The 15,798-nt window shown below is 70.4% G+C and carries 15 protein-coding genes; 2 read left to right on the top strand and 13 right to left on the bottom strand.

Annotation, left to right across the window (positions count from 1 at the left end; translation table 11 throughout):
• Positions 1–9 precede the first annotated feature (9 nt).
• From trmD to rpsP, 4 genes are all read right to left on the bottom strand, one after another.
• Entirely contained in the window at positions 10–1,167 is a 1,158-nt protein-coding gene (gene trmD / locus ACIA03_RS23205) for a tRNA (guanosine(37)-N1)-methyltransferase TrmD (RefSeq protein WP_396986910.1), read from the bottom strand.
• Entirely contained in the window at positions 1,164–1,724 is a 561-nt protein-coding gene (gene rimM, locus ACIA03_RS23200; protein WP_396986908.1) for a ribosome maturation factor RimM, read from the bottom strand. The genes trmD and rimM overlap by 4 nt, the downstream gene beginning before the upstream one ends.
• A 215-nt stretch (positions 1,725–1,939) precedes the next feature.
• Positions 1,940–2,182 (bottom strand): RNA-binding protein, encoded by a 243-nt coding sequence (locus ACIA03_RS23195; RefSeq protein ID WP_008363327.1) that lies wholly within the window; start codon positions 2,180–2,182, stop codon positions 1,940–1,942.
• Between the two features lie 5 nt (positions 2,183–2,187).
• Positions 2,188–2,655: a 30S ribosomal protein S16 gene (rpsP, locus tag ACIA03_RS23190; RefSeq protein WP_396986907.1), complete on the bottom strand. Its 468-nt coding sequence runs from the start codon at positions 2,653–2,655 to the stop codon at positions 2,188–2,190.
• Positions 2,656–2,866: 211 nt separating this feature from the next.
• On the opposite strand from rpsP, the gene ACIA03_RS23185 reads away from it, so the two are divergent.
• Positions 2,867–3,754 (top strand): VanW family protein, encoded by an 888-nt coding sequence (locus ACIA03_RS23185; RefSeq protein ID WP_396986905.1) that lies wholly within the window; start codon positions 2,867–2,869, stop codon positions 3,752–3,754.
• On the opposite strand, the gene ACIA03_RS23180 is transcribed toward ACIA03_RS23185, so the two are convergent.
• The 9 genes from ACIA03_RS23180 to ACIA03_RS23140 form a co-directional block, all read right to left on the bottom strand.
• Positions 3,745–4,818 (bottom strand): amidohydrolase family protein, encoded by a 1,074-nt coding sequence (locus tag ACIA03_RS23180; RefSeq protein WP_396986903.1) that lies wholly within the window; start codon positions 4,816–4,818, stop codon positions 3,745–3,747. The genes ACIA03_RS23185 and ACIA03_RS23180 overlap by 10 nt on opposite strands.
• Positions 4,819–4,828: 10 nt before the next feature.
• Positions 4,829–6,565, bottom strand: a complete 1,737-nt coding sequence (locus ACIA03_RS23175) for an FHA domain-containing protein (RefSeq protein WP_396986901.1) — start codon at positions 6,563–6,565, stop codon at positions 4,829–4,831.
• A 79-nt stretch (positions 6,566–6,644) separates the two neighbouring features.
• Entirely contained in the window at positions 6,645–8,657 is a 2,013-nt protein-coding gene (locus tag ACIA03_RS23170; RefSeq protein WP_396986899.1) for a glycoside hydrolase family 3 protein, read from the bottom strand.
• Positions 8,658–8,788: 131 nt separating this feature from the next.
• Complete coding sequence (locus tag ACIA03_RS23165) at positions 8,789–9,151, bottom strand: hypothetical protein (RefSeq protein WP_350834609.1); 363 nt, start codon at positions 9,149–9,151, stop codon at positions 8,789–8,791.
• Between the two features lie 89 nt (positions 9,152–9,240).
• The gene (locus ACIA03_RS23160; RefSeq protein ID WP_396986898.1) at positions 9,241–9,768 is read right to left on the bottom strand and encodes a GrpB family protein; all 528 of its coding nucleotides are present in this window, start codon (positions 9,766–9,768) and stop codon (positions 9,241–9,243) included.
• The gene (ffh, locus tag ACIA03_RS23155) at positions 9,765–11,342 is read right to left on the bottom strand and encodes a signal recognition particle protein (RefSeq protein WP_396986897.1); all 1,578 of its coding nucleotides are present in this window, start codon (positions 11,340–11,342) and stop codon (positions 9,765–9,767) included. Before ffh ends, ACIA03_RS23160 begins: the two co-directional genes overlap by 4 nt.
• Before the next feature lie 111 nt (positions 11,343–11,453).
• Positions 11,454–13,667 carry a [protein-PII] uridylyltransferase gene (locus ACIA03_RS23150; RefSeq protein WP_396986896.1) on the bottom strand — a complete coding sequence of 738 codons (2,214 nt, stop codon included), beginning with the start codon at positions 13,665–13,667 and terminating at the stop codon, positions 11,454–11,456.
• Between the two features lie 56 nt (positions 13,668–13,723).
• The gene (locus tag ACIA03_RS23145) at positions 13,724–14,062 is read right to left on the bottom strand and encodes a P-II family nitrogen regulator (protein WP_008363338.1); all 339 of its coding nucleotides are present in this window, start codon (positions 14,060–14,062) and stop codon (positions 13,724–13,726) included.
• Positions 14,063–14,111: 49 nt separating this feature from the next.
• On the bottom strand, positions 14,112–14,450 hold the full coding sequence (locus ACIA03_RS23140) for a P-II family nitrogen regulator (protein ID WP_141792648.1): 339 nt from the start codon (positions 14,448–14,450) through the stop codon (positions 14,112–14,114).
• 196 nt (positions 14,451–14,646) lie between these two features.
• Between ACIA03_RS23140 and ACIA03_RS23135 the strand changes: the two genes are divergently transcribed.
• Entirely contained in the window at positions 14,647–15,693 is a 1,047-nt protein-coding gene (locus ACIA03_RS23135; RefSeq protein ID WP_396986893.1) for a class I SAM-dependent methyltransferase, read from the top strand.
• Positions 15,694–15,798: the final 105 nt, after the last annotated feature.

Here is a 15,798-nt window from a genome sequence, read left to right as displayed (position 1 = left end):
GCCGAACCGTTACCGACGGTGAGCGTGTGTCTTCGTCAGGATGACGGCACCTGGCGGGGCCTCGAGATCGCGGCGCAACCGAAACCCGGCTTTCTTGTAGATCCGCTGGTTCCGCTCGCTCTTCGCACCCGTGAAGAGCTGGTGGGTCCGGGTGCCGGCCGGGGCGACCGCCTGGATGTGGTCGAGCAACTGCCGGCCAAGGCCTCGGCCCTGCATGTCCGGGGCGGTCATCAGACGGCCGATCTCCCAGACGTCGCCCACGAGCCGGGCACGGACCGAGCCGACCAGCCGTCCGGCGGAACGGACCACGTAGACGTCGTGGGTCTCGAGCGCGCGCACCGTGTCGTCGAGCGACTCGTGCAACGGCGGGATCGGGACGCCGGGGTTGTCGTGCATCTCCTGCACCCAGCACGCGAGCTGCAGCGTGTGCAGCTCGGGCACGTCGGAGCGTACGGCGGGCACGATCTCCCACTCCGTGGCGGACTGGGAGGCGTGGAGCAGGTCGGGGCGGCGTACGGAGGTTCTCTCCACGGCCTGCTGGTGGCGCCACTCGGCGATGCGCTTGTGGTCGCCGCTGAGCAGTACCTTCGGGACCTCGAGCTCACGCCAGGAGGCGGGCTTGGTGTAGACCGGGTACTCGAGCAGGCCGTCCTCATGGGACTCCTCCACCAGCGACTCGGCGTTGCCCATGAACCCGGGGAGCAGGCGTACGACGGCCTCCGTGATCGCCATCGCGGCGACCTCTCCCCCGTTGAGCACGTAGTCGCCCAGGGAGATCTCACGGACCTCGGCGCGGGTCGCGGCGTGGTCGAGCACGCGCTGGTCGATGCCCTCGTAGCGGCCGAGCAGGAAGACCAGCCGCTCCCGGGTCGACAGCTCCCGGGCCAGGGCCTGGGTGAACGGCTCGCCGCTCGGGGTCGTCACGATCACGGTCGCGCCGTCGATCGCCAGCTCGTCGAAGGCCTCCCCGAACGGCTCGGGCTTCATCACCATCCCGGCGCCACCGCCATAGGGGGTGTCGTCGACGGTGCGGTGCTTGTCGTGCGCCCAGGCGCGGAGGTCGTGGACGTGCAGGTCCAGCAGCCCGGACTCGATCGCCTTGCCCGGCAGACTCAGCCGGAGCGGCGCGAGGTAGTCGGGAAAGATGGTGAGGTAGTCGAGCCTCACTTCGCCTCGTCCTCGTCCTCGGTGAACGGCGTGACCAGGCCGGGTCGGTCGGCGATGACGACCTTCTTCTCGGCGAGGTCGACGACCGGCACCAGCGCCTTCACGAACGGCACCAGCGCGTCGCGTCGGTCCGGGGTGCGGATCGTCAGCAGGTCCTGCGCACCGCCGTGGACCAGCGCCTTCACCGTGCCCAGCTCGCGCCCCTCCTCGTCGAACGCGGTGAGGCCGATGAGCTGATGGTCGTAGTACTCGTCGGGGTCCTCCGGTGTCTCCTCGGCCGGTACGTCGGCGAAGAGCAGGGTCCCGCGAGCCGCCTCGGCCTCGTTGCGGTCGGTGATCTCCTCGAAGGCGACCTGGAGCACCTGCCCGTGCCAACGGGTGCCCTCCACGGTCAGCTGCTTGGCGGCGTACGCCGATCCCTTCGGTGGCTGCGCTCGCAGCACCGTTCCCTCGGCGAACCTCCGGTCGGGCTCGTCGGTGCGCACCTCGACGGTCACGAACCCTCGGATCCCGTGCGGCTTCCCGATCCGTCCGACCAGCACCTCGATCAACTCCACGAGGTGAGCCTAGAGGGTGGCGTACGTCGGGCCGAACTCCTCAACGTGGGCCGCCCCGCTCGCTGTAACACGCTGTTCGTAGGACTATCCGGTCGTTCCGATAGGGCGAGTAGTCCTACGAACGACGTGTTACACGGGCCGCGGCCCCCGAAAATGAGCAACAGGCGCCACCCCGAAGCGGGGTGGCGCCTGTTGTGAGTTGGTGCAGCCGGTGCTCAGCGACCGCCGTCGACGTCGACGAAGTCGATCCGCGCGCCGCCCTTACCGGCCAGCGCGGAGATGACCGTGCGGAACGCGGTGGCGGTGCGGCCGCCGCGGCCGATCACCTTGCCGAGGTCGTCGGGGTGGACCCGGACCTCGAGGACGGAGCCGCGACGGAGCTGCTTGTCGCGCACGCTCACCTCGTCCGGGTTGTCGACGACTCCTCGGACGAGGTGCTCGAGAGCTTCGGCGAGCATGCTGCTCAGGCCTCGGCCTCAGCGGCGGCAGGCTCCTCGGCCTTGGGCTCCTCAGCCGGAGCCTCCTCGGCCTTGGGCTCCTCGGCCTTCTTTGCGGACTTCTTGGTGACGGCCTCGGCACCGGCGGAGGCGTGCGCCTCGGCGAGAGCCTTGTTGAAGAGCTCCAGCTTGTCGGGCTTCGGCGGGGCGACCTTGAGGGTGCCCTCGGCGCCCGGGAGGCCCTTGAACTTCTGCCAGTCGCCGGTCACCTTGAGGATCGCCTCGAGAGCCGGGGTCGGCTGGGCGCCGACGCCGAGCCAGTACTGGGCGCGCTCGGAGTCGACCTGGATGAAGCTCGGCTCCTCCTTGGGACGGTAGAGACCGATCTCCTCGATGACAGCGCCGTCGCGCTTCTTGCGCGAGTCGACGATGACGATGCGGTACTGCGGAACCCGGATCTTGCCCAGGCGCTTCAAGCGGATCTTGACAGCCACTGTTGGTGGTATTCCTTCGGAATCGAATATGGGTGAAGAGGCCCGTGTCGGTGTGGGGACACCCGTCAGGCAACTTCGGCGGGCACTGAGCGCCGGGTGAGAGGGTCCCTGCGCACAGGACACGCGCTCCAGTTTGCCAGACCTGCAGGTCGGGAAGAAATTCCCGTACGCAGCGCGCAACCGCCCCACCCGGTGGGGCGTCTCACCAGTCATGACGATCACCGCACCCGCTCCCAGCCCGGCCGCGCACGACGTGCTCGCGATCGCTGCCCGGCGTACGCCACTGAGCAAGCGCCACCCCTCGCTGCTGCCCCTCGCCCGCTTCGTCCACCGCGAGCGGCGCCACCTGGACTGGCTGGTCTCCTCCACCGCCTGGGCGGCCACCCGCTCGGAGGAGAACCTGCCGGTGCGCGTCAAGCAGCACGGTTCGCTCCTGCTGCGCCAGCTCGGCGACGCGGAGATGTGGCTGCAGCACAACAAGATCACCAATCTGCGTCTCGCGGCCGCAGAGACGGACGGGATCGTGGTCCGGCCCGGCGAGACCTTCAGCTTCAACAAGGTGGTCGGCGACTGCACCGCCCGCAAGGGCTACGTCGAGGGCATGCGCCTGTCCAACGGCGAGGCGACCCCGGGTGTCGGCGGCGGGATCTGCCAGCTGGCCAACCTGCTGCACTGGATGTTCCTGCACTCCCCGCTCACCATCGTTGAGCGCTCCGAGCACAGCTTCGACCCGTTCCCCGACAACGGTCGGGTGCTCCCCTGGGGCGTCGGCTGCTCGATCGTCTATCCCTACCTCGACCTGGTCGTACGCAACGACACCCCGCACACCTTCCAGCTGCGCACCTGGGTCGGCGAGAAGCACCTGCGCGGCGAGCTCCGCGCCGACACCCCCATCGGTGTCGCCTACCACGTCGACGCCCGTGGCGAGGAGTTCCTCCGCGTCCCCTCCGGCGAGGTCTACCGCCGCAACGAGATCTGGCGCACCCTGATCGACACCCGCACCGGGACGGCGTACGCCGAGGAGTGCGTCAAGCGCAACTGCGCCCTGGTGAAGTACCTCCCCGAGGAGCACCGGATCCGCGACGTCGCTCAGGAGTAGATGGCCCCACGGAGCACGACGGCGGCCGGACGAGCCAGGACGGTGAGGTCCTCGAGGGGGTTGGTGTCGTAGACGACGAAGTCGGCGGGATCGCCCTCGGCGAGGCCGGGGTTGTGGCCGAGCCACTCCCGGGCGCGCCAGGAGGCGGCGCCGAGGACGACGTCGGCCGGGAGGCCGAGGCGGTGCATGGCGAGGACCTCCGTCGGGAGCACGCCGTGCAGCTGGTCGCCCGCGCCGTCGGAGCCCGCGTAGAGGGCCACGCCCGCCTCGTGAGCACTCATGATCGTCTCGCGGCGGCGCGCGTAGAGGTCCTCCATGGTGGCGGCGTACGTCGGGAACTTCGGCGCCGCGGCCGCAGCGAGATCGGGGAAGATCTCCAGCTGGGCCACCGTGGGGACCAGTGCGGTTCCCTGCTCGGCCATCGCCTCGACGAGATCGGGGGTCAGCCCCGTGCCGTGCTCGATGCAGTCGATCCCGGCCTCGATCAGCCCGGGCAGGACCTCGTGGCCGAAGCAGTGGGCCGTGACGCGTGCGTCGTTGTCGTGGGCCACCTTGATCGCCTCGGCGAACGACTCGGCCGGGAAGGACGGCTTCAGGTCGCCCTCGGCCCGGTCGATCCAGTCGCCGACGAGCTTGACCCAACCGTCACCGGAGCGGGCCTGCCGCTCGACGGCCTCGGCCAGGCCGTCGGGCTCGACCTCGTCGGCGTAGTTGCGCATGTAGCGCTTCGTACGCCCGATGTGGCGGCCGGCGCGGATCAGCCGGGGCAGGTCGTCACGGGACTGGACCCAGCGGGTGTCGGCGGCGGAGCCGGCATCGCGCAGGAGCAGCGCGCCGGCGTTGCGGTCGGCGATCGCCTGGGCCTCGGCCGTCTCCTGGTCGACCGCCCCGTCCGGCCCGAGCCCGACGTGGCAGTGGGCGTCGACGAGACCGGGGACGATCCAACCCGACGCACCGGTCTCCGCCCCCGACGGCCGCTCATAGGTGATGCGGCCGTCGAGGACGTAGAGGTCCCGCACCTCTCCATCGGGAAGGACCGGGCCGGAGAAGCGCAGAGCAGTCATGTGACGCAGGTTACCTACTCCCGGACGGCACCTTCACCCCGGCGGCCTCGAGGATCGGGATGTGCTGGGCGAGCGGGATGACCTGGCCGGTGACGACGTTGTTCTCGTCCCATCCGATGGAGGTCGGTACGCCGACCAGCTCACCGTCGTCGTTGACCGCGGCACCACCGGAGTTGCCGCTGGAGATCCGGGCGGTGACGTCGAAGACGGCCCGCTCCTCTCCGTCGAAGGAGAGGATGGTGGCCACGTTGCCCTCGGCGACGGTGGGCGGCTGGAAGAGGGCGCCCTCCTTGTCGGCGAAGCTCTCCTTCGGCAGCATCGGGAAGCCGATCGTGGCGATGAAGTCGCCGCGGTCGACCGCATCGGAGTCGCCGAGCGCGATCGTCGGCAGGTCGAGCGAGGAGGGGTTCACCGGGTCGCCCTCACCGTCGGCGACGATCTGCACGACCGCGCTGTCGACCTCGCCGTCGGACTCGATCACCTTGGCGACGTAGTCGGGCTCGCCGACCTTGTAGCCCTCGGCCGGGTTGGTCAGGTGGATGTTGACGTAGTCGGGCGAGACCTCGCCCTTGGCGGCGTACTCCGGGATCTTCGCCGGGTCGGCCACGTGGGCGTTGGTGAGGATCTTGCCGTCCTTGGAGACGATCGACCCGGACCCCATCGCGATGGTGTCCTGGGTCGGTGCGTAGGTGATCCAGACGGTGGCGCGCTGCGCGACGTTGAGCTCCTCCTTGGTCAGACCGGTGTCCTGGGCCGGGTCGCCGCCGGGCACCACGAACATCGCGACCACCAGTCCGATGACCACGACCGCGGCCGCGGCCCCGATCCCGCCCCACAGCAGGAGCTTGTTGCGGCGCTTGGCGGCGGCACGAGCGACCTCGACCTCGGCTGCGTAGATCGGGATGACCTTGAGGATCTCGCCCGCGACGGGGTGACCGAGACGGATCTCGGTCTCCTCGTCGATCTCCTCCCGGGCCAGCGGCTTCCCCTTGAGGAACGACCCGGTCTGGGAGGCGTTCTCAAAGGTCCAGCCACCGGGCTTGGCGACCAGCCGGGCGTGCTGGCGCGAGACCCCCTGGTCCTCCAGCACGACGGAGTTGTCGGCCGCGCGGCCGATGGTCACCGTGACCGGATGGCGGAAGCGGTGCTCCTTGCCCTCGGCCACCAGCAGCAGGTCGGGTCCGGTCGGCGGGGTCGGCGGCTGCCCGGGGGCGGACGGCCGCGCCATCCCGGGGGCGATCGTCAGCTCCGAGATGCCGTCGTCCGCCGACGGGGCCGACCGAGCCGACTGGGCCGGGGGCGCGGGCGGTCGGTAGCCGGGCGCCGCGGGGGCCGCCGGGGCCGCTGCCGGCGCCCCCGTGGGCGGGGCCACGGTGCCCGGTCCGGCAAACCCCGCAGGCGGAGGTGGCGGCGCCGGCGCCTGAGCGCGCGGAGCCCCTGCCGCCACCGGCGCGTCGTCAAGGGTGACCGTGATCGTCGAGCCAGGCCCCGCCGGGCCAAGCTGGATCTCGGTCGCCCCGGTCAACGGCACCTCGGTGACGCGGCTGCCGGAGACGTACGTCCCACCGGCGGAGCCGACGTCGACCAGCTTCCACCCGGTGGGTTCCGGGCGGAGCTCGGCATGAGCACGCGAGACCGAGGAGGACGAGAGCACCACGTCGGCATCAATCGAGCGACCTATTCGGACGATCTTGTCGGGCGGGAAGCTGAGCGCACGTCCCGATACGTCTACGCGAAGCGTCTGCATGCACAGATCATGCACCGAAATGGACCGATCCAAGGGTCGCGAATCGACGATTCGCCGAACTCGGACCGGGCCATCTCATCTACCGACCGGTCCGCAGACCGTGTCCGTAAGCAAACAGCGGGTCATAGTCCGAATCACCGACGTTGATCGGCTCCTGGTCGACCGAGCGTGGCCAGGTGACCGGGAGCTTCCCCGTGAACGGGCGCTTCCCGAAGAGCACGTCGGCGACGCCCCTGCCCTCGCTGCCCGGCAGCCAGGAGGCCACCAGCGCGTCGATCTGGCCGAGCAGCTCCGGCGGGATGATCATCGGGCGCCCGGAGACGACCAGCACCGTGCAGGTCGCCGCGGCCGCGCAGACCTTCTCGATCGCCGCGGTGTCGGCGTCGCTGAGCTGCATCGTCAGCGCGGGCCGCTGCACGCCGCCCTCACCGGGGTCGTAGCCCCAGCGCGGGCCGCCGACGTCACCGAAGCCCTCGGCGTACGGGTGCTCGCCGACGACCACGACACCGTGGGCCCCGGCGGGGACAGGTACGGAGGCGTCGGGCGAGTGGGTCACCTCGCCGCGGGCCGCGGACTCGATCCCGTCGAGGATCGTGTCGCCCGGGATCTGGTGGGTCGAGTTGCCCTGCCAGGTGATCGTCCAGCCGCCGGCCTGGTCGCCGATGCTGTCGGCCTTGCTGCCGGCGACATAGACCTCGTCGTGGCCCGAGAGCGGCAGCGTGTGTCGCCGGTTCTTGAGCAGGACCTGCGACTTCGCCACCGCCTCGCGGGCGACGCGGCGGTGGTCGGCGCTGCCGATCTCGTCGATGTTGCGCCGGTCGGTGAACGGTTTCTCGAAGAGACCGAGGTCGAACTTCGCGGCCAGGATGCGGGAGACCGCGTCGTCGATACGGGCCATCGGGACGACACCGTCCTCGACCGCCGCGGTCAGCGTCTCGATGAACTGCGGGTAGCCGACCGTGTCGCCGGAGAACGGCTCCATGAACATGTCGACACCGGCGTTGACCGAGGTGGCCACCTGCTCGGCGTACGTCCCCGGGATCTGGTGGATCGCCCGCCAGTCGGAGATCACCAGGCCGTCGAAGCCCTGCTTCTGCTTGAGCCAGCCCGTGACGAGCTCCTTGTGGGCGTGCATCTTGACCGGGTTGCCGAGACCGTCGTCGGTCCAGTCGACACTGGAGAAGGACGGCATCACCGAGCCGACGTCGTGCTTCTTGATGGCGGTGACGTACGGCGTGAGCGCGAGCTTCTCGAACTCGGCGCGCGAGGCCTGGGTGATGCCCTGGTCGATCGTGTAGTCACCCTCACCGGTGCCGAAGGTCGTGAGACCGTCGCCGGCGAAGTGCTTGGCGGTCGCGAGCACGCGGTCGGGATCGTCGAGCTCGCCCCGGTCGCCCTGGAACCCCTCGATCATCTGGGACATCGACGCGGCGAGCTTCGGGTCCTCCCCGAACGACTCGTACGTCCTCCCCCACCGGTCGTCGCGGGCGACGCAGATGCACGGGGCGAAGGTCCACTGCGGCCCGGAGGCGCGGGTCTCCTCGGCGGTGATGTGTCCGATCCGCTCGGCCAGCTTCGGGTCGCGGGTGGCGCCGAGGCCGATGTTGTGCGGGAAGACGGTCGCGCCGTCGAGGTTGCCGTGGCCATGGACCGAGTCCACGCCGTAGAGCAGCGGGATCCCGAGCCGGGTCGAGAGCGCTTGCTCCTGGAAGGCGTCGACCGTGTCGGCCCAGGCCTCGGGAGTGTTCTCGGCCGGGGTCGAGCCGCCGCCGGAGAGTACGCTGCCGAGCCCGAGCTCGGCGATCTGGCCGGGGTCGGCGGCGACGTCCGCACGTTCGGCCTGGGTCATCTGGCCGACCTTCTCGGCCAGCGTCATCCGGGCGAGCAGGTCGGGGACGCGGGTGTCGGTGGAGAGACGTGGGTTCTGGTAGGGCAGCGCGTGGTCCGCGCGGATGGTGGTGGTGTGGGCTGCGGTGTCGGCTGCGGTGCTGGCAGCAGCGGTGGACGCGGGAGTGACGAGGAGCGTGGCGCAGAGCAGGCCGGCGAGAGCCGAGGCTCCGCCGATCGCGCCGCGCCGTCTGTGTGATCGCACGGGACAGGCCTCCTGAGAGTGATCTGCCGGCACCTCGGCGTTGGGGTGCCGGAACTCGTGAGAGCGCTCCCAAGCGTGACGGCGATCACAAACGCGGTCAATGGCTACGCGTGCGTAACCCCGCGAAATCCTCAGATCTGGTCAAGCAACCAGGACGGTCCCAGCGCGGTCGCGCCGCCGCAGCGCGCCTGAAGCATGCGGTCGGCGGTCACGAGCGTCACCCGGTCGCCCTTCTCGAGCGCCTCACGCACGACACCGACGATCGCGGCATCGCCGTCCTTCGGCGCGTGGACGGTGCGTACGTGGGCGTCCTTGCCCGGACGTACGCCGCCCTTCGCCTGTCCCTCCAGGACCAGGACGATCCGGTCGTGCGGGAGATCGGCGACCAGCAGCGCCTCGTGCAGCCGGCGCGCAGCGCCGGCCCGGTCCTTCCACCAGCCGTCCGGACGGGCGCCGACGACGTTGGCTCCGTCGACGACCAGGACCGTTGCCATGCGGCCCAGGATAAGGGGGAGGGTCGACGCGACGCGCGCGGCCCTTTCTGCAACATCGGCACATGCGTGGAACTGACGGGCGACTCGGCTCAGCTCTCCGCAGCGATCCGGCTCAGCACCGTGGCGATGAACGGAGCCTTTCCTGCCCGATACGCCACCCTGTCCTCATCGTCGGCCGCCGCAAGTCGGCGTTTGATCGCGGCGTACGCCTCCCGGTCCTCGGCGTTCGTGCGCATGTGGTCGCGGAAGGCCAGCCAGGTCGGCCAATCCTCCGAGGACTTCTCGACCACATGAAGGTGGTGGGTGCGATGAGCGACCGATGGCGAGCACCACGACCACTTCCGCTGCTCGACGTCGTGAGGCTCCGGGGCCGCGACCCAGCCGACCTCGGTCAGGGCAGGGAGCGAACGCGCGACCGCCTCGTACGAGTCCACCACTGCGACCATGTCGATGATCGGCTTGGCAGGCAGACCGGGGACCGACGTACTTCCGATGTGCTCGACCGGACGCACCAGGTGCTCGGTCAGAAGTGGTTCCACCTGCGACCGCGCCGACTCGAACGACCGTGCCCACTGCGGGGAGTGGTCGACGATGACGATGCGATCCAGGCGGGTCACTTCAAGAACTTGGAGAAGTCGGAGGGCAGGTTGAGCTCGGCCGCCGCCTTCTCGTAGTCGATCTGGTCGCCGCCCGGCACGCCGAACGGGTTGGCGGCGGCCGGCTTCTTCTCGGCATCGGCCTTGGCCTGCTGGGCGGCCTTGGCCGGGTTGCCGGACTTGCGCGCGCCCTTGCCCTTCTTCTTCTGGGCGACCTGCTTGGCGCCGGCGCGCTTGCCGAAGCCGGCACCGGGCGCGCCGGGCATCCCTGGCATGCCGCCGCCGGAGGCGAGCTGCTTCATCATCTTCGACGCCTCGGTGAAGCGCTGGATGAGCTGGTTGACGTCGGAGACCTGGCGGCCGGAGCCCTTCGCGATGCGGGCGCGGCGGGAGCCGTCGAGGATCTTCGGGTTGGCGCGCTCGGCCGGGGTCATCGACTGGATGATCGCCTGGATCCGGTCGATCTCGCGCTCGTCGAAGTTGTCGAGCTGCTCGCGGAACTGGCCCATCCCGGGCAGCATGCCCATCAGCTTCGACATCGAGCCGAGCTTGCGCAGCTGCTGCATCTGCTTGAGGAAGTCCTCGAGCGTGAACTCGCCGGTCGCGAGCTTGGCCGCGTCCCTCTCGGCCTGCCCCTGGTCGAAGGTCTTCTCGGCCTGCTCGATCAGGGTGAGCATGTCGCCCATGTCGAGGATCCGGCCGGCCATCCGGTCGGGGTGGAACAGGTCGAAGTCGGTCATCTTCTCGCCGTTGGAGGCGAACATGACCGGCTTGCCGGTGATCTGGACGATGGAGAGCGCCGCACCACCGCGGGCGTCCCCGTCGAGCTTGGTGAGGACCACGCCGTCGTAGCCGACGCCGTCGAGGAAGGCCTGCGCGGTGTTGACCGCGTCCTGACCGATCATCGCGTCGACGACGAAGAGGACCTCGTCGGGGTTGACCGCCGCCTTGATGTCGGCGGCCTGCTTCATCAGCTCCTCGTCGATGCCGAGGCGGCCGGCGGTGTCGACGATGACCACGTCGTGGAGCTTGCGCTTGGCCTCCTCGACGGCGTCACGGGCGACCTCGACCGGGTCACCACCGTGCTCGATTCCTCCGGCGTTGCCCGGCTGCGGAGCGTAGACCGGGACCCCGACGCGCTCACCGTTGACCTGGAGCTGGTTGACCGCGTTGGGCCGCTGCAGGTCGGCGGCCACCAGCAGCGGCGCCTTGCCCTGCTCCTTCAGCCACAGTGCGAGCTTCGCGGCCAGGGTGGTCTTACCGGCACCCTGCAGACCCGCGAGCATGATGACGGTCGGACCGGTCTTGGCGTAGCGCAGCCGGCGGGTCTCGCCACCCAGGATCGTGACCAGCTCGTCGTTGACGATCTTGACGATCTGCTGGGCGGGGTTCAGCGCCTGGCTGACCTCCTCGCCGCGCGCCCGCTCCTTGACCCGGGCGACGAACTCGCGCACCACCGGCAGCGCGACGTCGGCCTCGAGCAACGCGATACGGATCTCGCGAGCGGTGGCGTCGATGTCGGCATCGGTGAGGCGGCCCTTGCCCCGGATGTTCTTGAACGTCGTGGCGAGCCGGTCGGAGAGCGTGGCGAACAAAGCGGTCCTTCAGCAGAGTGGTTGTCCTGCCAAGACTAACGAACTGTTGTACGTGGGGTGCTATTCGGCGGGCGCGCGCAGGGGTGCCGGACGCTCACCGAGTTACCTCGGTCAGCGTTCGAGGGCAGCGCGGACCGCATGGGCCGCCTCAGCCGCCCGCTGCTCGGCGAGAGCACCGGCGTGGGCCTCCTGCAGGTAGAACACGTCGACGGCCTGCGGGCCGAGGGTGGAGATGTGGGCGGAGCGGACGGCGATCTCCATCCGCGCCAGGGCAGCGGCGACGGTGTAGACGACCCCGGGGCGGTCGATGGTGCGAACCTCGAGGACGGTGGCCTTGCTGGAGGCTTCGGGGCGTACGACGACCGAGGGCTCGCTCCCCCGCGCGGCCGCACTCGGTGCCAGCCGGGTCGCCGGGTCGAGGCGGCCCTCGGTGATCGCCGAGAACCGGGTGCGCAGCACCGCGGCGTCGACGTAGGAGTCGTCGAGGTCCCACACGCTGACCCCGAAACCACCCTGCTGCCAGGCACGACACGCCCTGACCGGCAGCCGGGCGACCGCGAAGGTGGCGGCCAGGTCGGCGAGCAGGCCGAGCCGGTCGGAGGCGATCACCCACACCCGGGCGCCGTCGGCGAGCGGCTCGGCACGGAAGGAGACCGACCCCGAACGTACGCTCTCCGGGATCTCCACCGCGGCCTGCGGTCGCTCCCCCGCGGCGATGCCGGTGTCGAGCACCTTCGCGGCCCGCGCGGCGAGGTCGCGGATGAGCCGGGCCCGCCAGCTGGTCCAGGCCTGGGTGCTCGTCGCCCGCGCGTCGGCCTCGGTGAGCGCGGTGAGGAGCGCGAGCGCCTCCGCGTCCCCCATCGTCGAGACCACGAGGTCGACGGTCGCGGGGTCATCGGGGTCGCGGGTGGTCGCGGTCACCGACAGCAGCAGGTGCCAGCGCACCAGCATCGAGATCAGGTCGACCTCATCGTCGGGGAAACCCATCCGGGTGGCGATCCGGCGGGCGATCGGCTCCCCCGCGACGCTGTGCTCGGTCAGCGACCCCTTGCCGATGTCGTGGAGCATCGCGGCGACGAGGAGAACGTCCGGACGGGCCACGCGCGGCAGCAGCGCGACCGCCTCGATACAGGTCTCGATGGTGTGCCGGTCGACCGTGAAGCGATGGATGATCGAGGCGTGCGGAAGGAGCCGGATCCGCTCCCACTCGGGCAGGATCCGGGAGACCGCACCGGTCTCCTCGAGGGTCTCCCAGACCGCGAGCAGCCCGCGTCCGGCGCCCAGCAGCCGTACGAAGAGCCGGCGTGCCTCCTCCGGCCACGGCTCGGCCAGCACCGGGGTGTCCCGGGCCAGGCGCGCGGCGGTCGCGGGCGCCAGCGCGACGCCGTGCTCGGCGGCGAGCGCCGAGGCCCGCAGCAGCATCAGCGGATCGCGCGAGGGGCGGGCGCCCGGCACCAGCACCACCTCGCCCGACGCGAGCGCCAGGCCGTTGCCCAGCGGCGCGAGCCGGGGGCGGCGCGGCGCTCCGGGCCGCGATCGTTCGAGCACCCCGTCGACCCGTCGCCAGGCGAGCCGGGACAGGTGGGCGATGCGGCGGCCGATGGTGCGTACGTGGGCCTGTGCGGTGCGGGCGTCGGCCAGCTCGAGCCGTTGAGCGAGCTCGTCCCACATCTCGGGCACGACCCGGTCGGTGGCCCGGCCGGCGATCTCCTGCACGAGATCGCGGACATCGAGGAGGGCTCGGCGCGACTTCTCCAGGTCGACCGCCGGGACGTCGACCAGCCAGGTCGCCACGATCGCCTTGATCACGACGGCGTCCCGAAGCCCGCCGTACATCTCCTTCAGGTCCGGGACCGAGGCGTGCGCAAGCTCACCGGCGCGCCGGTGCCGCTCCACGCTCATCGTCCTCAGCTCGGGCAGCAGCGCGCGGGCGTGCTTGCGCCAGTGCGCCAGCATCGTCGTACGCAGCCGCAGCACGAGCCCGCGGTCGCCGGCCAGATGCCGGATGTCGAGCAGCCCCAGGGCGACCCGGAGGTCGCCGGTCGAGGCCGAGAGCATCTCGGAGAACGACCGCACCGAGTGGTCGAGCTTGGGGGCGGCATCCCAGAGCGGGTACCAGACCTGCTCGGCCACGGCCCCGGGCTCGACGTCGTCGTCGTGCACCAGGACCAGGTCCCAGTCGGAGAAGGGCGCGAGCTCCCCGCGCCCGTATCCCCCGACGGCGACCAGGGCGACCCCGACCTCGGGGCCGCCGGCCGTAACGTACGCCTTGACGCACTGCTCGTCGGCCTCGGCTGTGCGTTCCGCCCGTCCCTCAGCGGTCACGCTCAGCCTCCTCCATATCAGACGACAGCGTCAGATGACAGCGTCAGATGACAGCGTCAGATGGCGGCGTCGTCGCGGTCGCCGGTGCGTACCCGCACGATGGTCTCCAATGGGGAGACCCAGACCTTGCCGTCGCCGATCCGCTCGGTCTTCGCCGAGGTCTCGATCGCGCTGACCACCGACTCGACCTCCTCGTCGGGTACGGCGATCTCGATGCGGATCTTCGGCACCAGGGCGACGTCGTACTCAGCGCCACGGTAGACCTCGGTGTGACCCTTCTGGCGGCCGTAGCCCGAGACCTCCGAGACGGTCATGCCGGTGACACCGACAGCTTCCAGGGCGACGCGGACGTCCTCCCACTTGTGGGGTTTGATCACTGCGGTGACGAGCTTCATTTCTCTCCTCCGGTGGGATTCGATGGGACGGCACTCGGACGAAGCCTAGTCAGAGCGCTTCCGCATCGCGTGCACCGGTCCGTACGCGGACAACGGACTCGATCGGGCTGAGCCAGACTTTCCCGTCGCCGATCCGTCCGGTCTGCGCGGTCTTCACGATGATCCCGACGACGTCGGCCGCGTCCTCGTCCTCCACCACGATCTCGATGCGGATCTTCGGCACCAGGGCGATGTCGTACTCGGCACCTCGGTAGACCTCGGTGTGGCCCTTCTGCCGGCCGTAGCCGGAGACCTCCGAGACGGTCATCCCGGTCACACCGAAGGCCTCGAGGGCCTCGCGCACGTCCTCCCACTTATGGGGCTTGATCACTGCGGTCACGAGCTTCACGAGAGGGCGCCTCCAGAGGTCCTTGATCCTGTCATCTTCGCCGCCACCTTCACCTGGGGACGTTTCGACACCCCGAGGCGTCTGTTTCCTCTGTGTAACAGAGGATTTCCCCGTACGTCGCCGAAGCATCGAAACAGCCCGTGAATCACCCGTGCCGGACCCGCGCGGGGCCACCAAAGGTCGCTACCCTCGTCGCATGTCGCACTACGCCGTCGAGATCGACCTCGATCACCGCAACACCAGCCATGTGCAGGTCCTCGACCTGGCTGAGTCTGCCGCCTCGACGGGCAGTGGGAAGCGGGTCCTCGACGTCGGCTGCTGGACGGGCGAGATCGGCCGGATCCTCACCGAGCGCGGCTTCGTCGTCACCGGCATCGAGATCGACCCCGAGGCGGCGAGCCTGGCCGAGAAGGTCCTGGAGAGGGTGGTCGTCGCCGACCTCGACGCGACGCCGCTGACCGAGATCGTCGAGCCCGGCTCCTTCGACGTGGTGATCTTCGCCGACGTGCTCGAGCACCTCGCCGACCCGCGGGCGGCGCTCGAGCAGGCCCGTGACCTGCTCGCCCCCGGCGGCCGGGTGGTCATCTCGATCCCCAACGTCACCCACGGATCGATCCGTCTCGCGCTGCTCCAGGGCCGTTGGAAGACCACCGACACCGGCCTCCTGGACCGCACCCACATCAAGTTCTACTCGCGCGCGGGTCTGCTGGAGCTCTTCGCCGAGGCCGGATACGCGATCGAGGACCTGCGCGGCACCACCGCCGACCCGCTCAACGTCGAGGTCGCGATCGATGCCGATCTGCTTCCCGACGTCGCCGTGGAGTGGGTGCGCCAGCAGCCCGACGCGCTCGTCTACCAGTTCCAGCTCGCCGCCCGGCCGCTCGCCGACGGTGAGCGGCCACCGGCCGCGCCCGAGCTCGTCGAGGCGACCCCGGCCGACGAGGTCAGGCTCCGCGACGTCCACACCCGGCGGTTCGAGGAGGTCACCCGCTCGCGGCTCGCCACCCGCGACCACATCCTCGGCATCCAGGCCTCCGCCAACTCCGCCCAGGCCCGAGTCGGCGTGCTGTCCAAGCAGCTGCGCCAGGCTCGTGAGACCAACAAGCGCCGACGCGAGCGCATCGAGCGCCTGCGCGGCCGGGTCGCCGGCCTCGAGGCCGACCTCGTCTACGCCAACCGCCACCCGGTGCGGAACTTCCTCCGCCGGGTCGTCCGCCGCCTCCGCCGCGCGGCCCAGGGCTGACCAGGATCGGCGCCGAGCCGGCGCAACTGCCCCACCACTCAGCGCCGAGCCGGCGCAACTGCCCCAGGCCTGCGGACAGGCCGGGTCAAACGCGCCGACTCGACG

This window comes from Nocardioides sp. NPDC051685, from assembly GCF_044453405.1.
Classification (GTDB): domain Bacteria; phylum Actinomycetota; class Actinomycetes; order Propionibacteriales; family Nocardioidaceae; genus Nocardioides.
The sequence above is the reverse complement of the archived record's forward strand: the minus strand, read 5'-3'. Positions and strand labels throughout refer to the sequence as shown.

What these genes read in the sequence shown, in the direction of transcription:
- ACIA03_RS23195 (WP_008363327.1), bottom strand. Translation starts at nt 2,182, where the DNA reads ATGCTCGCCGAAGCTCTCGAGCACCTCGTCCGAGGAGTCGTCGACAAC.
- ACIA03_RS23145 (WP_008363338.1), bottom strand. Translation starts at nt 14,062, where the DNA reads ATGAAGCTCGTCACCGCAGTGATCAAACCCCACAAGTGGGAGGACGTC.
- ACIA03_RS23180 (WP_396986903.1), bottom strand. Translation starts at nt 4,818, where the DNA reads ATGACTGCTCTGCGCTTCTCCGGCCCGGTCCTTCCCGATGGAGAGGTG.
- ACIA03_RS23175 (WP_396986901.1), bottom strand. Translation starts at nt 6,565, where the DNA reads ATGCAGACGCTTCGCGTAGACGTATCGGGACGTGCGCTCAGCTTCCCG.
- ACIA03_RS23135 (WP_396986893.1), top strand. Translation starts at nt 14,647, where the DNA reads ATGTCGCACTACGCCGTCGAGATCGACCTCGATCACCGCAACACCAGC.
- ACIA03_RS23165 (WP_350834609.1), bottom strand. Translation starts at nt 9,151, where the DNA reads ATGGCAACGGTCCTGGTCGTCGACGGAGCCAACGTCGTCGGCGCCCGT.
- ACIA03_RS23185 (WP_396986905.1), top strand. Translation starts at nt 2,867, where the DNA reads ATGACGATCACCGCACCCGCTCCCAGCCCGGCCGCGCACGACGTGCTC.